Origin of the sequence: Thermogladius calderae 1633 (assembly GCF_000264495.1) — an archaeon.
GTDB classification, from domain to species: domain Archaea; phylum Thermoproteota; class Thermoprotei_A; order Sulfolobales; family Desulfurococcaceae; genus Thermogladius; species Thermogladius calderae.
Genome location: NC_017954.1, coordinates 933643 through 949672 on the forward strand (window position 1 = coordinate 933643; position 16030 = coordinate 949672).

The window sequence follows — 16030 nt, forward strand, 5'->3', positions numbered from 1 at the left end:
TTATTTAAAGTCCGTTAACGTGAGGTTAATGATAACAGTCCTCGGAAGTATACACGTGGACTTCGTAATTAGAGTTAAGAGGTTCCCGCACCCCGGCGAGACGATCCTGGGACACGGCTTCACGATACTCCCCGGGGGTAAAGGCGCTAACCAGGCCGTGGGCTGCGGGAGGCTGGGAGTAAAGACCTTCATGGTGGGTAAGATCGGTAGGAGCTTCCGGGACATGCTCGTTGACAACTTCAAGTCGAACAACGTCGACACCTCCTACATAACGTTCACGGACGAGTACGAGACCGGTGTAGCCGTCATCTACGTCAACGACGAGACAGGCGAGAACATGATAGCCGTCGACCCTGGGGCGGACTACGCGTTGTCGAGAGGGGACGTAGATAGAGCTGAGCCAGCCCTCTCCTCCTCCAGGGTGTTCCTCACCCAGTTGGAAATACCCATCGAGCTAGTCGAGTACTCGCTCGCGAAGGCGGCCGAGTACGTCGACTACGTAGTGCTAAACCCCGCGCCCGCGAGCAGTTTGCGTGGAGAGGTCTTGAGGCACGTAGACGTCATCACGCCAAACAGGTCGGAGGCCTCGCTCCTCACGGGTGTGAAGGTCACCGACGTCAAGAGCGCGGTGGAGGCGGGTCGGAGGCTAATTGAAATGGGTGTAGAACACGTGGTCGTTACAATGGGGTCTGAGGGAGCGGTCCTAGTCGCGAGAGACCACGCACTGTTGTTCCCGGCCTTCCGGGTGAGCGTGGTAGACACGACTGGAGCGGGGGACGCGTTCAACGCCGGCCTGGCGTACGGGCTGGCCGCAGGCCTCCCCCTCCCGGAGTCCGTGAAAATAGGCGTCGCGGCAGCGGCTATAAAGGTGACGAAGCCGGGCGCCCAGACGGGGCTCCCGTGGAGGGCCGACCTAGACGTCTTCGCCCAGAGGAGGGAGTTCCAGGAGTACGAGCCGGTCGTGGTGGCCTAGATGAGCACACCCCCCGCGGTCAAAGCCGTCAACTTGACCAAGACATTCCCGGGCGTCGTGGCCCTAAACAACATCGACTTCGACGTCATGTACGGCGAAGTCCACGCCGTAGTGGGGCAGAACGGGGCCGGGAAGTCCACGCTTGTCAAGGTACTTAACGGTATACACCCCCCTGACAGAGGCGAGATCTACGTCGACGGGAGGCAGGTGAGGATCAGGAGCCCGGCCGACGCCAAGAAGCACGGTATCACCCTCGTACACCAGGAGCTCATGGTGTATCCGAACCTCACAGTAGCGGAAAACATATTCGTGTCGAGGATGTCGCGTGGCCGCACGTCTAGCTTTGTTATAAGTAGGAGGGAGCTGGACGACTACGCCGTCAAGTACCTTAAAATGGTCGGCTTGGACGTCGACCCCTCGACGAAGCTGAGAGACCTCGGGGTAGGGGAGCAACAGCTGGTGCAGATAGCCAGATCGCTCGCGGAGGACGCTAAGGTTATCTGCCTCGACGAGCCCACGAGCGCCCTTACACCCGGCGAGGTGGAGAGGCTGTTCAGCGTGATAAGAGAGCTGAAGTCTAGGGGGAGGGCAGTCGTGTACATAACGCACTACATCGACGAGGTCTTCAAGATCGCCGACAGGGTCACCGTGTTGCGCGACGGGGTGAAGATAGCCACTAAGAGAGTCGCGGAGACCAACGCGTCCGAAGTGGTCTCCCTAATGCTGGGCAGGAGCCTTTCAGAGTTCTACGCTTATAAACCGGTCTCCGAGACTACAGGGCACCCCCTGTTAGTAGTCAAGAACCTCAGCACCCAGCCGACTAGGCCGTCTGAGGTGCCTCTCAAGAACATCAGCTTCGAGTTAATGAGGGGCGAAGTACTCGGGGTCCTAGGCCTCTTAGGCTCTGGTAAGACCGAGCTCGCCAAGTCGCTGATCGGTATGCAGAGAGTGGTCTCTGGAGAGATATGGGTTGAGGGGAGGAGAGTGGAGGTGAAGAGCCCCCTCGACGCCGCGAGGCTGGGGATCTTCTACCTCCCCGAGAACAGGAGGCTGGAGGGCATCGTCCCTCTCATGAGCGTGAAAGACAACATCCTACTGCCGTCAATAGACCTCGTCGACAAGTTCGTCAGGAAGAACTCGCTGGAGGAGACTATAGCAAGCGACTGGGTTAGAAGGCTCAACATCAAGACGCCCTCCTTGTACACGAAGGTGTCCAACTTGAGCGGGGGGAACCAGCAGAAGGTGGTCATAGCCAAGGCCCTGGCACGCAGGTCCAGGATACTCATATTCGACGAGCCCACGATGGGCATAGACATCGGCGCCAAGGTAGAGATCAGGAGGATCATCGCCAGACTGTCCGAGGAGGGGCACTCGATCATCCTCGCGACCTCAGACGTCGACGAGGCTCTTACTCTCTCCGACAAGATACTCGTTCTGTACAAGGGGGAGGTCAAGGGTTATTTACGTAGAGGAGAAGTAAGTAGAGACAAGGTCGTGAAGTTGATGTCCGGCTACGGGGGTTGAGCCGTGGGCTTAAAGGGGACCAGCCTGTCTGCTCTCGTGAGGAAGTTTCTGTCTCTCGAGGAGTCTAAGCCTCTCGTAGCGCTGCTAGTCCTGTACCTCGCCTCAGCGGTGATCTCGCCCTACTTCCTAACGGTCTACAACCAGAAGATCCTCCTACTACAGGCCTCGCCCCTGGTCATGCTAGCTCTAGGCGAGTCCATGATCATTATGATGGGGAGTATCGACCTATCGCCCGGTTCGACAATGGCGCTCGCAGGCCTAATAGCCGCGCTCGCGAGCAACGTCTACGGGTTCCCCCTAGTACTCAGCGCGCTGATCGGGGTCGGGGTGGGTGCTTTGATCGGCCTCGTCAACGGCCTGGCTGTGACCAAGGCGAAGATCCCCTCCTTCGTCGCGACGCTCGCCTCCATGGTCGCCGCGAGAGGCCTAGTCCTCCTCGTGACGGGCGGGACGTCCATATACGGGCTGGTGGGCTACGAGTGGCTCACCGACGAGACAGCTGGCCTTGCCAACATGGTCTGGCTGTTCATCGCCTTCACCGCCTTAACGTACTTCATACTGAAGAAGACCACGCTGGGCTTGAAGGTCTACGCTATAGGCGGCAACGAGGAGGCTGTAAGGTACTCCGGGTTGAACGCGGACAACGTCAAGATCGCCGTGTTCACGATAGCGGGGTCTTTCTACGCCATCGCCGGCCTGATGATGGACGCCAGGCTCCAGGCCGCTTACCCGTGGACAGGCTACGGTAGCGAGCTCGACGCCATAGCAGCCTCGGTGCTAGGCGGGATACAACTCACAGGCGGTGTCGGGTCGCCCGTGGGCTCGTTCATAGGAGCGTACATTCTGACCTTGATATCGAACATACTCATCCTCCTCGGAGTGAACCCGTACCTCCAGTGGGTGGTCAAAGGCTTCATACTAGGTGTAGCGGCCCTCACGCTGACCCGCGGGCTCCGCTACGTCAAGTAGGGCTACCTCGGTAAACACGTATTCTATTTTCTGTAAGTACGAACACGTGTTCAAGTTAGACTTATATACTACCAGGCTAAACTAGTTATTTAAAGTGCGACAGTTGAGTCCTATGGGTAAGGCCCTGTCTAAAACCATAACCTACGTCATTATAGCTATTGTCGTCATCGCCGTTGCCGGCGGGCTCGCGTACTGGTACTACAGTAGCCAGAAGCCCTCTGGGATCAAGGTAGGCCTCTTCATAAGCAACCTAGGCAACCCGTACTTCGCGCTTCTACGCGACGGTGCCCAGGCGGCTGTCAACGAGCTCAAGAACAAGGGAGTCAGCATAGAGATGGTGGTCTACGACGCTAAAGACGACCCTTCGCTCCAGTCCAACCAGATAGAGACGGCTGTGGGCCAGAAGTTCAGCGCCCTCGTCGTCAACCCAACGGACATACAGGCCATCCAGCCGTCGCTGAGCAAGGCTAAGAGTGCTGGCATACCTGTCGTGACGACTGACCGTGACGTGGCCGACAAGACCCTGAGGTTCGTCTTCATCGGTACCGACAACGTTAAGGGCGCTGAGCAGGCGGCCAACGCGCTGATCCAGGCCCTCACAGAGAGCGGTAAGCCGACCCCGTGGAAGGTCGTGATACTCAACGGTATCCCGGGCACCACCGCCGCCATTGACAGGAACAAGGGCTTCCACAACGTCCTAGACCCGCTTGTATCGCAGGGTAAGGTCGTGATCGTCGCGGAGGAGGTCGCCAACTTCAGGAGGGACGAGGCCCTGAGCAAGATGGAGTCGATACTAGCCGCCAAGAAAGTGGACGCGGTGATAGCGGCTAACGACGAGATGGCGCTCGGCGCTATACAGGCCATCAAAGGGGCCGGGCTCACGCCGGGCAAGGACATCATAGTAGTGGGCTACGACGCCATCCCAGACGCCGTCGCCGCCGTGAAGGCGGGAGAGATGTACGCCACGATAGCCCAGTCGCCCTTCCTACAGGGCTACTGGGGTATCCTGGCCGCGTACTACAGGGTCACCCAGAACTGGAACCCGCCCGCAGACTGGATCCCCACACCGACCGTCGTGGTGACGAAGGCCAACGCCGACACATTCCAGCAGGAGGTCTCCACGCCTAAGCCGCTGCCTGGAGCCCCGTAGAACCCTTACCATTTTTCCCCTTCTCACCTCAAACCCCCTTTTTAACCCAGGCCCCCCATTAGGTGTACCAGGGTGCGGGGCCTTGTCGCGGCAGGAGTACGTTGAGGTCTCGGCCCGGGCTGGTGTCTCGAGGGTTTTAGCACGGGCTGGGTACGAAGTCCTAGAGGTCGCCCTCGGCGTCCTAGCGCTCGCGGCCTCGAGCAAGGCCCGTTTCGCGACCCCCCTGTCCCCCGTGCCGTTCACGCTGCAGACGCTCGTACTCCTCTACATCATCCTCGTGTTAAGGGAGAGGGCTTGGAGGCCCGTCTTGTCGTATATCGCCCTCGGCCTAGCGGGCCTGCCGGTGTTTGCTTACGGGGGTGGGCCGGCATACGTGTTCTCCCCCACCTTCGGCTACCTAGTAGGCTTCCTACTGGCCAGCTTCGTGGGAGGGAGGCTGGCGTCCGGGAGGGTCCTGACCCCCAGGAAGCTCGTCTTGTCCTCCCTCGTCTCGACACTGGTGATCTACGCGGCCGGCTACGCCTACTTGACGGCGTGGCTCGCGGCTGTGGCTAGAACCAGTCTGGCCGCAGCCCTGGTGGCGGGGCTCGTGTCCGGTGTGCTCATATTCATACCATGGGACCTGCTCAAGGCGCTCGCGGCGGCCGTCCTGGTCGTCGCCACCAACAAAGTGAGGGCGAGGCTGCTCAAAGAGCTGAAAGAGTACGCGTCGCCCTAGAGAGCCCTCTGCGCCAACCCCTAACTCCGACAGGCCGCCGGTGGGCGTCTTCCCCCGAGGTCCCTACTGCCTCCCCAGGTAGCCCTCCACTTCCCTCCTCAGGCTGCTCTTCAGCTCCCTTATCCTCTCGGCCTGCTCGAGGGCCCTGTTTATCCAGTCCCTGCTCGCCTCAATACCCTTCCTCGTGAAGTAGGCCACGGCCTCGCTCCTGCTCTTGAATACACCGGCGTCGACGAGCCTGTCTATGAGCTCCAGGTCGCTACTGTGGATCCTGGCCGAGACGACCACGGTCTCGGCCACCGCCCTCGTGACCTCCCTGAAGACCTCGCGGAGGTTCTTGAAGGCGTCCTCGGCCGTCCTCGCCGTGTGCCTAAGCGCCTCCTCCACCATCTTCGAGAACGCGCTGCTGAGCTCCGCGGCCTTCGCAGCCGCCCTCCCCTTGTGCTCCGACACCACCTTGTCGATGTGCTTCCTAAGCTCGTCTAGCTCGGCCTCGATCCTCGACTTGAACTCCTCGACCTCCCTCTCCAACCCCTGCCTCTGGGCCTGGCCGAGGCTGGCCTCTAGGAACTTGCTGATCTCGGCGATCTCCCTCGCGATCCTCTCGAGCCCCTCTGCCAGGGCCTTGACCGCCTCGCCCTCCCTACCCTCCCTGTAGAGCTCCTCGAACCGCTTCTCCGTCTCGGAGACAAGCCCCCTAACTCTAGCCAAGAACTCCTTCATCTTCTCCGAGAAACTCTCCCCGCTCATGTTTACCCCATTACAGTATTACAAGATTACAGCCTTTTAAGCGTTACAGGGGCCCACCCCGAGGGCGGAGCAGCCGGTTGAGGAGGGTTGAGACCCCGCGCAGGATAAACAGGGTGACCTCCACACGGGTCAAGGCCTGGCCGAGGCCGCGGACCTCACCCTCGTCGTAGAGCTAGGCGAAAAAGTGGGGGCGAGGTCAGCGGAGAACTGTGCGTAAACGTTCGTGTACAACGTCGCCCAACTACCCCTGGCTACAGGAGCGCTGTACAGCCACTGCGTCTCTCTGAGGCCGGAACTAGGGTGCTGAGCGGCATAGGCGTCGTGCTTAACCCCCTAGGGCTGCTGAGAGCGGGGCCAGCTAGCGCGGTCCACCCCGTGCCCTGGAGGCCTCTCACGGGAGGACAGAGAAGCCGCGGAGAGCATCGTCAAACACACTGCTGAAGAGGGCGGCGAGGCGCTCTACAACGCTCCAAGATACTGGGCAGCAGTCCTCGTACTGGACGAGGACGAGAATTAAGCCTTAGACGCGGCGCGACCGATTAGAGGAACGGCTGCTAGAAAAGCCCCGGCTTCGGCCTGGGGGTTCGTAGTGCCGGCGTGTCCTTGAGAGAGTTGGGGGGAGGCCCTCTAGACAACGACTACTCTAACGCCGGCTTTGACCGCCGCGGTGGCTTGCGAGCTCTCGCTGGTGACGGGCTCAGTGTTCTTCTCGAGGGCTAGCGCTATGAAGAGCGCGTCGTACACAGTTGTCTTGTGCTTTGAGGCGAGCTCGAAAGCACCAGCTAGGTAGTCCCTCTCGTCTACAGCTGGTATAGCGTCTTCCAGTAGAGCCCTAATATAGTGAGCGCTACGTTGTAGTCGATTTCGCCCCTGGTAACCCTCTTCCATAGGGCGTTCGCGACTTCTTTAACGGCGAGGTCGAGGGTTACGACGCCATCCATTAATAACTCCCTGACCTTCTCCCACCCGGCTTCACGTGTAAAGTACTTCACCAGAGCGGACGAGTCAACGACTCTCACGGTCCTCCCTCACGGACAGTGCCGAAAAGCCCTCCTCGGCCGGCTTGACTTTGCTTAACAGCTCGTCCCAGACCTTCACGTACTTCCTGGTCTTGACCCTTGCTGCGAGCTCTTCGAGAAACCTCTTTACCTCCTCGCTAATGTCAACACCGCTCTCCTCAAGCAGCTTCTTAACCTCTTCTCTAACTCTCACACAAACGACTACCGTCTTCAACGGACAACCCGCTTTATACCAGCCAACTACTAGATTATAAACGCACATGCCTACAGTAGTGTAGACATAGCAAACCTCACTGAGCGACGCTGCTACACGAGCGCCGAGCCCCGAGTACCTCGCGGCGTCAACCCCCCTTATTGTAGTAGAAAGAAGCCCCGTGGCCTGGGGCACTGTCTAAGCCTGTGTTGCGCGGGGGGAGACCGCTCGGCAGTTAAACCCCGTACTCATAACGGCTGGTAGTGCTTCTACACGACTCGGCCGCCTGTTGTACCGGTGGCTGACAAGGTGCTTCCACAGTAGTACCAGGAGTGAGGCGACCGCCCGGGTAGAGGGTGTGAGGGGCGCCGGGCCGAGAAGAAAAGGTGGTCTCAGACCTCCACGTGGCCCTCGTTCGCTCGGTAACACGGGCGGCGGCTCGACAGGCCCGGGCTCTCGGCGGGCTGTCAGAGTTCTAGGGCTCGCTGGTACTCCTTGCTGTGCTTCCCCAGCTCCTCGAGCGCCTCGGGGTTCTTCTCCACGAGCTCGTTGACTATGCTGAGGTACCTCGCCACCCTGACGGCGTTGGGCGATATCTTCTTCAGCTCTCTTCCGTCTACTACCACGTAGTGCTCTCTGTCGACTTTCTCTCCGAGTATGTACTCCGCCTCGTTCACCGACGCCTGGAGGGCGAAGCAGTGGGGGCTCCCGTCGATTGTCACGACAACGAGCTTCCTCGGCTTCGTGGACCTTATCATGCTAGCGAGCTTGCCGTAGTAGGCTGCGCTCTCCCGCTCCGGGCAGGCCAGTAGGACCGCGCGGTTCTTGGAGAGCTTCTCGAACAGCTCCGGGTTTACAACGGGCAGGCAAGCGGAGGCTACTAGTATCTCGCCGCCCTCTAGGTGCGGTGCCTTGACCCACGTGCTCCATACCCAGGAGACTCCGCGCCTCTGCTCCTCAGAGCTCAAGGCCCTCACCGTACCTCTCGAGTAGCTCCTCTACCGAGGGCTCCCTCCTGCCCCGCGTGTACTTGTCTAGGAGTAGGAATACGCAGTACTGGCCGCACATTGTACAGGACTTCAACGCGGCACCGCCGAACTGACCCCTGATCTCCGCTGCCCTCTCCGGGTCGTACGCGTTCTTCAGCTGGTACTCCCAGTCGAGCTTAGCCCTCGCGACGCTCATCTTGACGTCCGGTAGAGCCGCCCTCCTTCCGAGCTTGACTAGGTCCCCGGCGTGAGCGGCTATTTTGGAGGCTATCAGGCCCTCCTTGACCTGTTCCTCGTTTGGGAGGCCGAGGTGCTCGGCTGGTGTCAGGTAGCATATCAGGTCTGCGCCCGCCGCTGCCGCTAGGGCTGCCCCTATCGCCGCCGCTATGTGGTCGTACCCGGCCGCCGTGTCCGTTACGAGGGGGCCTAGCACGTAGTAGGGTACACCGCCCGAGAGGGACTTCGCGAGCTTGACGTCCGCCACCACCTTGTCTAGCGTCACGTGGCCTGGGCCCTCGATCATCACCTGGACCCCCTTCTCCACGCTCTCTCGCGCGAGCTTGGCGTTCAAGAGCAGCTCGCCCACTTGGAGCTCGTCGAGGGCGTCGGCCGTCGCGCCCGGCCTGAGGGCGTCGCCCAGGCTTATCACGGCGTCGTACTCCCTGAACAGCTCCAGTACCTGCCCCCAGTTCTCGAGGTACGGGTTCTCCCTGCCGGTCTCCAGCATCCACGCGGAGACCATTGAGCCGCCTCTACTCACTATGGGCATGACCCTCCTGCTCTTCACCGCCCTGGAGGCGAGGTCCCTCGTTACGGCCGCGTGTATGGTCATGAAGTCCACCCCGTCCCGCAAGTGCCTCTCCACCACCTCGAGGAACCAGTCAGGGGGTATGCTCGCCACGCTACCGTACCTCCTCACGCCCTCTATCCATGCCTGGTAGGTGGGGACTGTGCCGAAGGGCGCTCCCCCCGACTTCTCTATGAGCCTCCTCCTCACGTAGTCGAGGTCGCCGCCCGTGCTCAAGTCCATCAGCGTGTCCGCCCCGTACCTCAAGGCGAGCTCCACCTTCCTCTCCTCCAGCTCGTAGTCCACGTAGACGCCGCTCGTCCCCACGTTCACGTTGACCTTGGTCGTAAGCCCTTCACCGACCCCGACCAGCCTAGCCCCCTTCTTCCTGTTGTTCCTCGGTATAACTACTCGGCCAGCCGCGACCCTACGCCTCAGCAGGTAGTAGTCGACACCCTCCCGGGAGGCCACCTCCCTAATGAAGTCTACCTCGCCCCCCGACCTAGCCTCCAAGATCAGGGTCATAAACCCACCGCATTACAGGTATATTATAATCAGGATATAAACAGATCAATAACCGGGTTATAACACCTTGCTGGGCTTACTTCTCCCCTCACAAGGTTGAGACACCATCCAGCCTGCCTGCTACTACATTTCTATGATGGAAATGTCCCCCACCACGGAGACGTGGTTCAAGACGCCTCAGAAAGTGAATTACAACTATGACCCTGGGCATCTCTATTGGTTGGGTCGTCTATGCTCTGATGCTTGCCCATTTTGCTGTGGTGACTACGCGAAGTGTTTTCCCTTTGTACAAGGAGATTGATAAAAGGTAAGGTAGTGAAGGTAAGGTAGTGGTGGTTATAGCACGACTGTCTTAGCAGGAGCCTTAATAAAAAAGCGTGAAGGACCTAAGGTTTGGTCCCCGTGCACTGCTTTAGCTCGTCTGCTAGCTCTACTTTCCAGTACTCGACATACAGCCTCCCTACCTCGTCGCTGCTCGTCCTCCTCTCATAATCCGCTACTAGGTTGTCAGCAACTATTAGGGCGCCTGTAATAGACGTGACAAGCCTGTGAAGGACTGCCTTGTCAACGTTGGGATATCCAGAGAGACTGTCGAGCGACGTGTAGGACTTCGCGTAAGTGCCTACGTACGCAGCAACGTTCTCGAACTCTGTGCCTTTAACCGCCTTCATGACCTCGAGCACCTTTGAGCACTGCCCGCAATAATTCGAGTTCCTGCACACGCCTTCAAGCTTGTTCAGGAAGGTCTTGACACGTGGATTGGTAAAGCCTTTGATGGCCCTGGCCATCACCTCTGCGTTTTTCTCCGCGTCCTCACTAAGGAGCACCTTTGCGGGGTGCCTGCCGGGCTGTGCTGCGTGGTGTCTGCTCACGACCTTTGCTAGAAGGTCGTAATAGGCCTTCAAGTGCTCGTTAGATTCGCGAAGCGCCAGCCACTCTAATACTACTCCAACTACGTGCTCGTGTAGGGGGAACGTGAGCTCCTTCTTACTCTGTCTCCGATAGTTTTTCTTGAATTCTTCGAGGTAGTACCCAGAGGCCTTACCAAGGTCGTGCAAAACACCGGCGCAGTAGGCCAGTTTAAGGGGGTCGAGAGCTTCGGGTAGCTTGTTGCCTAGAGCACTCTTTAAGACCTCTAGTCTGTCTCTAAACAAGCATACCATGGTCTCCGCAACGTCATGGAGGTGATTCACGAGCGGGACAATGATTTGTTGCCCGCAGTCGGCGTAAGCGAGAGGCCAATTATTCTCAACAAGGTTGGGGCAGTCTACTGCCACAATAACAACCCCTCCCCATTCTTGTAGCAACCTTCTTTTGCCTTCAAGTAGACGCCTTCAAAGCTCTCGCCACGCTTGGCAGTTGGGTACAACCCTTTGATCGCCTGGATGAGGTTAGCTTTCATCAGGTTGCGAGTACTGTCTTTAGATGTGCGTTCTTCGAAAACCTCGATGTTGTTAACGCGCTTCACGATTAAAACCTTGAGGTACCTGGACTCACTCCCCTCTTCCTTCTTAATTTCTGTTTCGAGACACTTGTACCCGCTCTTCTCCTCGTACTCTATGAGCTTTGATAACTCTACAGCCACAACCTCTAGATTTTTGTAGTTCACTGGTTTTCCGACACGCACGTTGCTGACAACCACAGATACAAGCACGCCGCTCCTTGCTAATTGTTTCACGTACCCTTTTTCTAGTATGGTGGCGAGATCGTCCGGTTGTGCATCGCTCTTCAAGTAGCTTTCAAGAATTGTAGACTTAGACATAGCCGCGTATTCTAGGATCCTGCCCGCGCCAACTTCCTCTAGTAGCTCCGCGAAGCTCCTGTAACCATCTCTGTTGCTGAGGAGTCTCCACTCTACTTCCTCTCCGCTTTTTAGAACTTCGCTTATTTTTTCAATTGAGCCACGCACGCGTTTCTCATCGTACATGTTCGCGAACTCCTTGGCGACTTCATCGGCTGTTTTGTTGCTTGGCATGATTATATGGACTTCTGCCCCCCTCTCCTTGCACGCGCCGAAAAGCGGAGATGTCTCTCTACAAAGCCTTCCAGCTCTCTGTGCCAGGTTTTCCATTGGCGCCGGGTCTGTGAACAGCACTCTGCCTCCGAACTCTACCCCGGCCTCGACGACCTGCGTTGAGACTACCGCCCCACGGCAGTTTTCTAAGATGTTTTTAATTCTCCGCAGTGCATCATCCCTGTCCTTGTTGCTGAGCAAACCGTGGATGAGCACAACGTCGCCGCCGCATGCTTTTCTCTCTACCAGGGCTTTGTAGGTTTCTACAGCAGACTTCACGGTGTTCTTGATTACGAGCACAGGCTCTTTACTACAGTATATCTCTACTTTACCGACTAAGTCGCTCGGGTCTACGAAGTACGTTCTCCAGGCTATTCGGTGGCTTCCCTCGAAGCCGCTGTCACATATACGTATAAGCTCGCCGTTCTTTACCAGCTTCTCCAGATTGTCCAGTTGTGTGTTTCCGCAACCAACGTATATAATTGGGACCCTGCGGTCTTTTCCTTCCGCTATCTTCACTAGCTGCTCTATAATACTGCTATGCATTGTGGCCGTTTCTACCACGAGCGGTAGATTTAAGTCTAAGAGGTACCTCAGCGCTGCGAGTAGGGCAGTGTAGGAGTCCTCTTCGCGTCCGAAGGCGTCACCGCCGAGGTAAATGTGCGCCTCGTCGAGAACCACTGTGGAGGTGTTTATCGAGAGCTCGAGAGGATAGTAGTGGCCATGCGTTACAAATTCCTTTCCGAGGACTTTGAACATTTCTGCAACAGGGACCCTGTAGAGGTTGTAGACGAAGCTGTCGAGCGTCGTGACCACTAGCTTTTTGAGGAAGTAGGGGGACTTACCTTGAGGGTCAACGTCGTCCATAGACTGGTAGCCGGAGCCGTTGTAGTACCTCTTGAACTTCTCGAGGTAGATCTCCTTCACGAGCGCCCTGTAGGGGACTACGTGAATGAGCCCCGCCGCTATCTTCCCGTGGTAAGCCTCCTCGAAGAGCCACAGAGAGGTTAGGGTCTTGCCGTAGCCCGTAGGGGCAATAAGCACTACTGTCTTCGTCTCAACGAACTTCTCTACTAGCTCCTTCAAGGCTTGTCGAGAGCTGAAAAAACTACTGAGTTGTTCGGGGTATTCCATACAGAGACCTCGCTAGCTAAGCCAGCTTAGAGAGCAATTTTAGCAGCGAAGCGTAGTCATTGACGGCACTGCAAGCCACTTTATCGTCCTTAGCGCATTCAAGGTAGAGTTTGTCATAGACCCTTGCGAGCCTGCTGCCGCACGAGGCCAGCGCGTCGATGAAAGACGTCTCTACGTAGGCAAACAAGTCTTCGATGCAGCTAGCTATAATACTGTCGAGGTTTTCGATTTTACCCGCCAAGTTCTTGAGGTGGCCGATTGCTTTATCGAGGTACTTCACCAAGGCCAGTGCGCCCTTAGAGTCGAGCATGCTCAGTACGTGTGTGAGCGTTAGAGGTCTCTCCCACACGACCTGGGGTCTCTGCTGTCCGGCTCCGGTTATGTTGATCAGCCTGAACGCCTCTGGTTTATCGTAGAGAATGCTGGCTGAACTGATCAAGTTGTAGGTTTTGTAAGCGTCGTAGGCGAGCATTGTAAAAGCCAGTAGAACCGCCAGCTCTAGGCTGAGGCTTTCCACTTGAGACGCATGTCTCAAGTAGCTCTCGATAGACGGCGTACCGCCCACTTTTTGTCTAACAACAGCACCCACATGCATAAGTGAGTACATGAGAGGTGCTGCCGATAACGAAGCGGCGGACGCGTCCGGGACTAGGAATAAGTCGTAGATCTTCCTCTCACCACCTACAATCTTAGTGACCTTTCCAGTAATCGATATCACGCTGCCCGCTAAGGCGAGGTAGAGTGACCCGACGTTTATCTTTTCTTTACTTGCCAACACTCCTTCTTTATATGCTGAAAACACGTACGTCCTTAGCAGCATTGGCACGCTAGTGGTTATTGCGGCATTGTTCACTAAGCCCCCGTTCTGGTAGAAGTCTACAAGCGCGCTGCAAAAGTCTTTTCCGGTAATGTCGATTCCAGCGTTCGCAATGATTTGTTTATCGGACGTATTACCAGCTTTATAGAGACTGGGCCTACTTCTCTTCACATCACATACATTAGTATTCAGGAACGCTGCTACCTCCCTGCATAGCGTGTCAAAATCGGTTACACTGAGCCGCGCTACTCCGGTTTCAAAGCCATTTAGGATCTCACTTTTTGTGTGGGATGGGAGCTTGTCGTATACCGCTCCTATGGCCGCAGCCTGGAAGTACCTTCCAATGCTCCTCTCGCCGAGAATTTGGACATCGATTATGCTTGTAGTGCTCATGGCTAACCCCCACGAGCATCTCGGCTAAGGGAGCACATACCGTCTCGTGGGGTTCTACAGCTCTGCGCTAATACCTTTTTGGGAGTGAGAACTACTGTCATAGCTCATCACCACCACAAGTCCTTCGACTTCTGGTGCCTGTACTGCCCTGCAGGGCTCTACTAGCTTAAAGAGCGGCAGAACGTGTTCGGGTAGGGGGACTACAACGTTATGCGATGCGAGCTGCGATGGCACGTAGTAGCGCTTCGACCTATAGTTTAGGTCTGGCATGGGTAGCACTTGCGTAGCTACCGGGTCAAGAGACTCTACGCACGTGCTGTCAACGTATAGCCAGGTTCGAAACTTGTCCCCGGGTCCAAGCAACTTTACGTTTTTGACGTACATGGACCTCGAATAATCGACTGCTAGAAAACCCTCTTTACTCCCCAGCCTCACGACGCCGAATGGAGCTTTCTCGGCAACAGCGTCTAGCTTCTCAAGCTGTATCCCCAATTCCCTAGCTAGCTTATCACCATCTACAACCCACGCCAATCCAACTGTCACGCCTGGCGCATACGTGGCCCCGACTCCCTGTACCGGCATCGCCCTCGGGATAGCGCTTTCAAAAGGCTCCGTCTTTATTCTCCCGCGTTCCGTGTCGCCCTTGTAAGGGCTGGCTATGATTCTTCCAGGCTCCTGTGCCGTTGCGAGGCCCGTGCTGTGGGGGTGCGCGCGGACCCCCGCCGCGGCCGCTATCGTCGCCTCTAGGAACACCTTCATGGTCGACGATATCAACCTCCCATCCCCCCACTTGACCTCGCTCTCAGCGTTGGGATTCAGCCCCAAGACCCTAGCAAGTGGGTACGCGAAAGCCCCCACAACAGTAGTGGGCGGAGGGAGGACATAGGCTGGCTGTGCGGCCGAGGCCCCCCTGTGCCTGACTACAAAGCCCCAGGAGAGGAGGGCCTCGGTGTAAAAAACCCTAATCGCGCTCAAGGAGACCATCTGCTGCTACACCATGAACAGTAGTTCGAGCAACTTAGCTAGCTTCTCCCTAGCCTTCTCTAAGGCTTCCGTATGCGTTGAGGCTTTCTCGAACGTCACGTCTTTCAGTTGACCCGCTACTGTTGGTTCCTCTAAACCCTCTCCATTATAGGCGAATATGTTGATGGTCTCTTTACTACCCTTTTCGTTGAGGATCTTTGTAAGCGACACAGCTCTCTCGTACGTCTTCTTGATATAGTCCCGCGTGATACCGGGGCTCGTGACGAACTCTACCGGCCCCTTGCTCAAGGAGGCGACTAAGCTCTTGACTTCCCACACTGGTGTGTACCTAGACCGCTTGGCCCCGAAGACCATGCCGTCGACCATAGCTATGAGGGCGTCCACTGCCGCCTTTGCCCTTTCGGGTGCCTGCTTCTTCAGGTCTTGGTCTAGCTCGCCGTAATACAGCCTAGAAATATCGCTTGCAACGAGCTCGGCTGAGAACGTGTAGACGGCTGTACCGCTCTCGATGTAGAAGAGCTTCTGAGCCCCCGCAAGCTCGGGTGGCGAGTACCTCGTGTGGAGTTGCGGCACAACTGCAACACCGCCGCCTTCAATGGCGTCAAGTGTTGGGAGCATGTAGCTGAACCTGATCGCCGAGTTCCTCTTCACGGTCTTCGGCGTGTAGAGGAAGCCGGCGACGTCTGCGACCACGCTTGCCTTCACAAACGCCTTTTCTATTGCAGCAGCATTGGCACTCTTGAGCCATTGATCAACACTTGCTGAGCCTGTGACTCGCGTGAGTTCGCCACCATAGAACGTTGTTACCACGGTGTCATCCGAGAACTTCAAGAAGTAGCCTAGCTCATCCATTCTGGTCACGGGTAGACCCCTTTCCTTGGCTATTTGTGCTAGGAGTAGCTGGTAGCTGTGCGCCAGTGACTCTCCGCTGACGGCTGGGACGTATACGACTGTATAGCCGTTTTCGGTCTTCAAGACTACGGGGGCTTTGCGGTGCCTGGTATAGTTGCCAACGGCCTCCGCCATGTTCAGCGCTTCAGCGTTAACGGCGACCCTAACCGAGAGGGAGAGCGACAAGATCACGGTCCCAC

Annotated in this window: 16 protein-coding genes; 5 read left to right on the forward strand and 11 right to left on the reverse strand. The window is 57.2% G+C overall.

All coding sequences use genetic code 11. From position 1 onward, the window contains the following. Nucleotides 1-28 precede the first annotated feature (28 nt). The 5 genes from rbsK (at nt 29) to TCELL_RS05215 (ending at nt 5334) form a co-directional block, all read left to right on the forward strand. A complete protein-coding gene (rbsK, locus tag TCELL_RS05195) occupies nt 29-973 on the forward strand; it encodes a ribokinase (RefSeq protein ID WP_014737676.1) in 945 nt (314 codons plus the stop codon). Continuing rightward, a complete protein-coding gene (locus TCELL_RS05200) occupies nt 974-2497 on the forward strand; it encodes a sugar ABC transporter ATP-binding protein (protein ID WP_014737677.1) in 1524 nt (507 codons plus the stop codon). Nucleotides 2498-2500: 3 nt separating this feature from the next. Continuing rightward, complete coding sequence (locus TCELL_RS05205; protein WP_014737678.1) at nt 2501-3466, forward strand: ABC transporter permease; 966 nt, start codon at nt 2501-2503, stop codon at nt 3464-3466. A gap of 112 nt (nt 3467-3578) precedes the next feature. Continuing rightward, nucleotides 3579-4616: a D-ribose ABC transporter substrate-binding protein gene (locus tag TCELL_RS05210; RefSeq protein WP_014737679.1), complete on the forward strand. Its 1038-nt coding sequence runs from the start codon at nt 3579-3581 to the stop codon at nt 4614-4616. An 82-nt stretch (nt 4617-4698) separates the two neighbouring features. Continuing rightward, nucleotides 4699-5334: a biotin transporter BioY gene (locus tag TCELL_RS05215; RefSeq protein WP_014737680.1), complete on the forward strand. Its 636-nt coding sequence runs from the start codon at nt 4699-4701 to the stop codon at nt 5332-5334. A 63-nt stretch (nt 5335-5397) separates the two neighbouring features. Here TCELL_RS05215 and TCELL_RS05220 read toward each other — a convergent pair whose 3' ends face one another. The 11 genes from TCELL_RS05220 to cas7a all read right to left on the reverse strand — a co-directional run bounded on the left by TCELL_RS05220 (nt 5398) and on the right by cas7a (nt 16022). Next, complete coding sequence (locus TCELL_RS05220) at nt 5398-6084, reverse strand: hypothetical protein (RefSeq protein WP_014737681.1); 687 nt, start codon at nt 6082-6084, stop codon at nt 5398-5400. A 627-nt stretch (nt 6085-6711) separates the two neighbouring features. Further along, on the reverse strand, nt 6712-6972 hold the full coding sequence (locus TCELL_RS07415) for a PIN domain-containing protein (RefSeq protein ID WP_202945688.1): 261 nt from the start codon (nt 6970-6972) through the stop codon (nt 6712-6714). Then, nucleotides 6885-7103: a type II toxin-antitoxin system VapC family toxin gene (locus TCELL_RS07570; RefSeq protein WP_052307227.1), complete on the reverse strand. Its 219-nt coding sequence runs from the start codon at nt 7101-7103 to the stop codon at nt 6885-6887. The genes TCELL_RS07415 and TCELL_RS07570 overlap by 88 nt, the downstream gene beginning before the upstream one ends. Continuing rightward, nucleotides 7090-7491 carry a type II toxin-antitoxin system VapB family antitoxin gene (vapB, locus tag TCELL_RS05230; RefSeq protein ID WP_202945689.1) on the reverse strand — a complete coding sequence of 134 codons (402 nt, stop codon included), beginning with the start codon at nt 7489-7491 and terminating at the stop codon, nt 7090-7092. Before vapB ends, TCELL_RS07570 begins: the two co-directional genes overlap by 14 nt. Nucleotides 7492-7763: 272 nt before the next feature. After that, on the reverse strand, nt 7764-8273 hold the full coding sequence (locus tag TCELL_RS05235) for a hypothetical protein (RefSeq protein ID WP_014737685.1): 510 nt from the start codon (nt 8271-8273) through the stop codon (nt 7764-7766). Next, nucleotides 8254-9597 carry a phosphomethylpyrimidine synthase ThiC gene (thiC, locus tag TCELL_RS05240; RefSeq protein WP_014737686.1) on the reverse strand — a complete coding sequence of 448 codons (1344 nt, stop codon included), beginning with the start codon at nt 9595-9597 and terminating at the stop codon, nt 8254-8256. The genes TCELL_RS05235 and thiC overlap by 20 nt, the downstream gene beginning before the upstream one ends. 386 nt (nt 9598-9983) lie before the next feature. Then, on the reverse strand, nt 9984-10874 hold the full coding sequence (locus tag TCELL_RS05245; protein ID WP_157864713.1) for a CRISPR-associated endonuclease Cas3'': 891 nt from the start codon (nt 10872-10874) through the stop codon (nt 9984-9986). Then, on the reverse strand, nt 10865-12697 hold the full coding sequence (gene cas3, locus TCELL_RS05250) for a CRISPR-associated helicase Cas3' (protein ID WP_014737688.1): 1833 nt from the start codon (nt 12695-12697) through the stop codon (nt 10865-10867). Before cas3 ends, TCELL_RS05245 begins: the two co-directional genes overlap by 10 nt. A 64-nt stretch (nt 12698-12761) precedes the next feature. After that, a complete protein-coding gene (locus TCELL_RS05255; protein ID WP_014737689.1) occupies nt 12762-13955 on the reverse strand; it encodes a hypothetical protein in 1194 nt (397 codons plus the stop codon). Nucleotides 13956-14009: 54 nt separating this feature from the next. After that, a complete protein-coding gene (locus TCELL_RS05260; protein WP_014737690.1) occupies nt 14010-14939 on the reverse strand; it encodes a Cas5 family CRISPR-associated protein in 930 nt (309 codons plus the stop codon). Nucleotides 14940-14945: 6 nt separating this feature from the next. Beyond that, nucleotides 14946-16022, reverse strand: a complete 1077-nt coding sequence (gene cas7a / locus TCELL_RS05265) for a type I-A CRISPR-associated protein Cas7/Csa2 (RefSeq protein ID WP_014737691.1) — start codon at nt 16020-16022, stop codon at nt 14946-14948. Between the last annotated feature and the right edge of the window lie 8 nt (nt 16023-16030).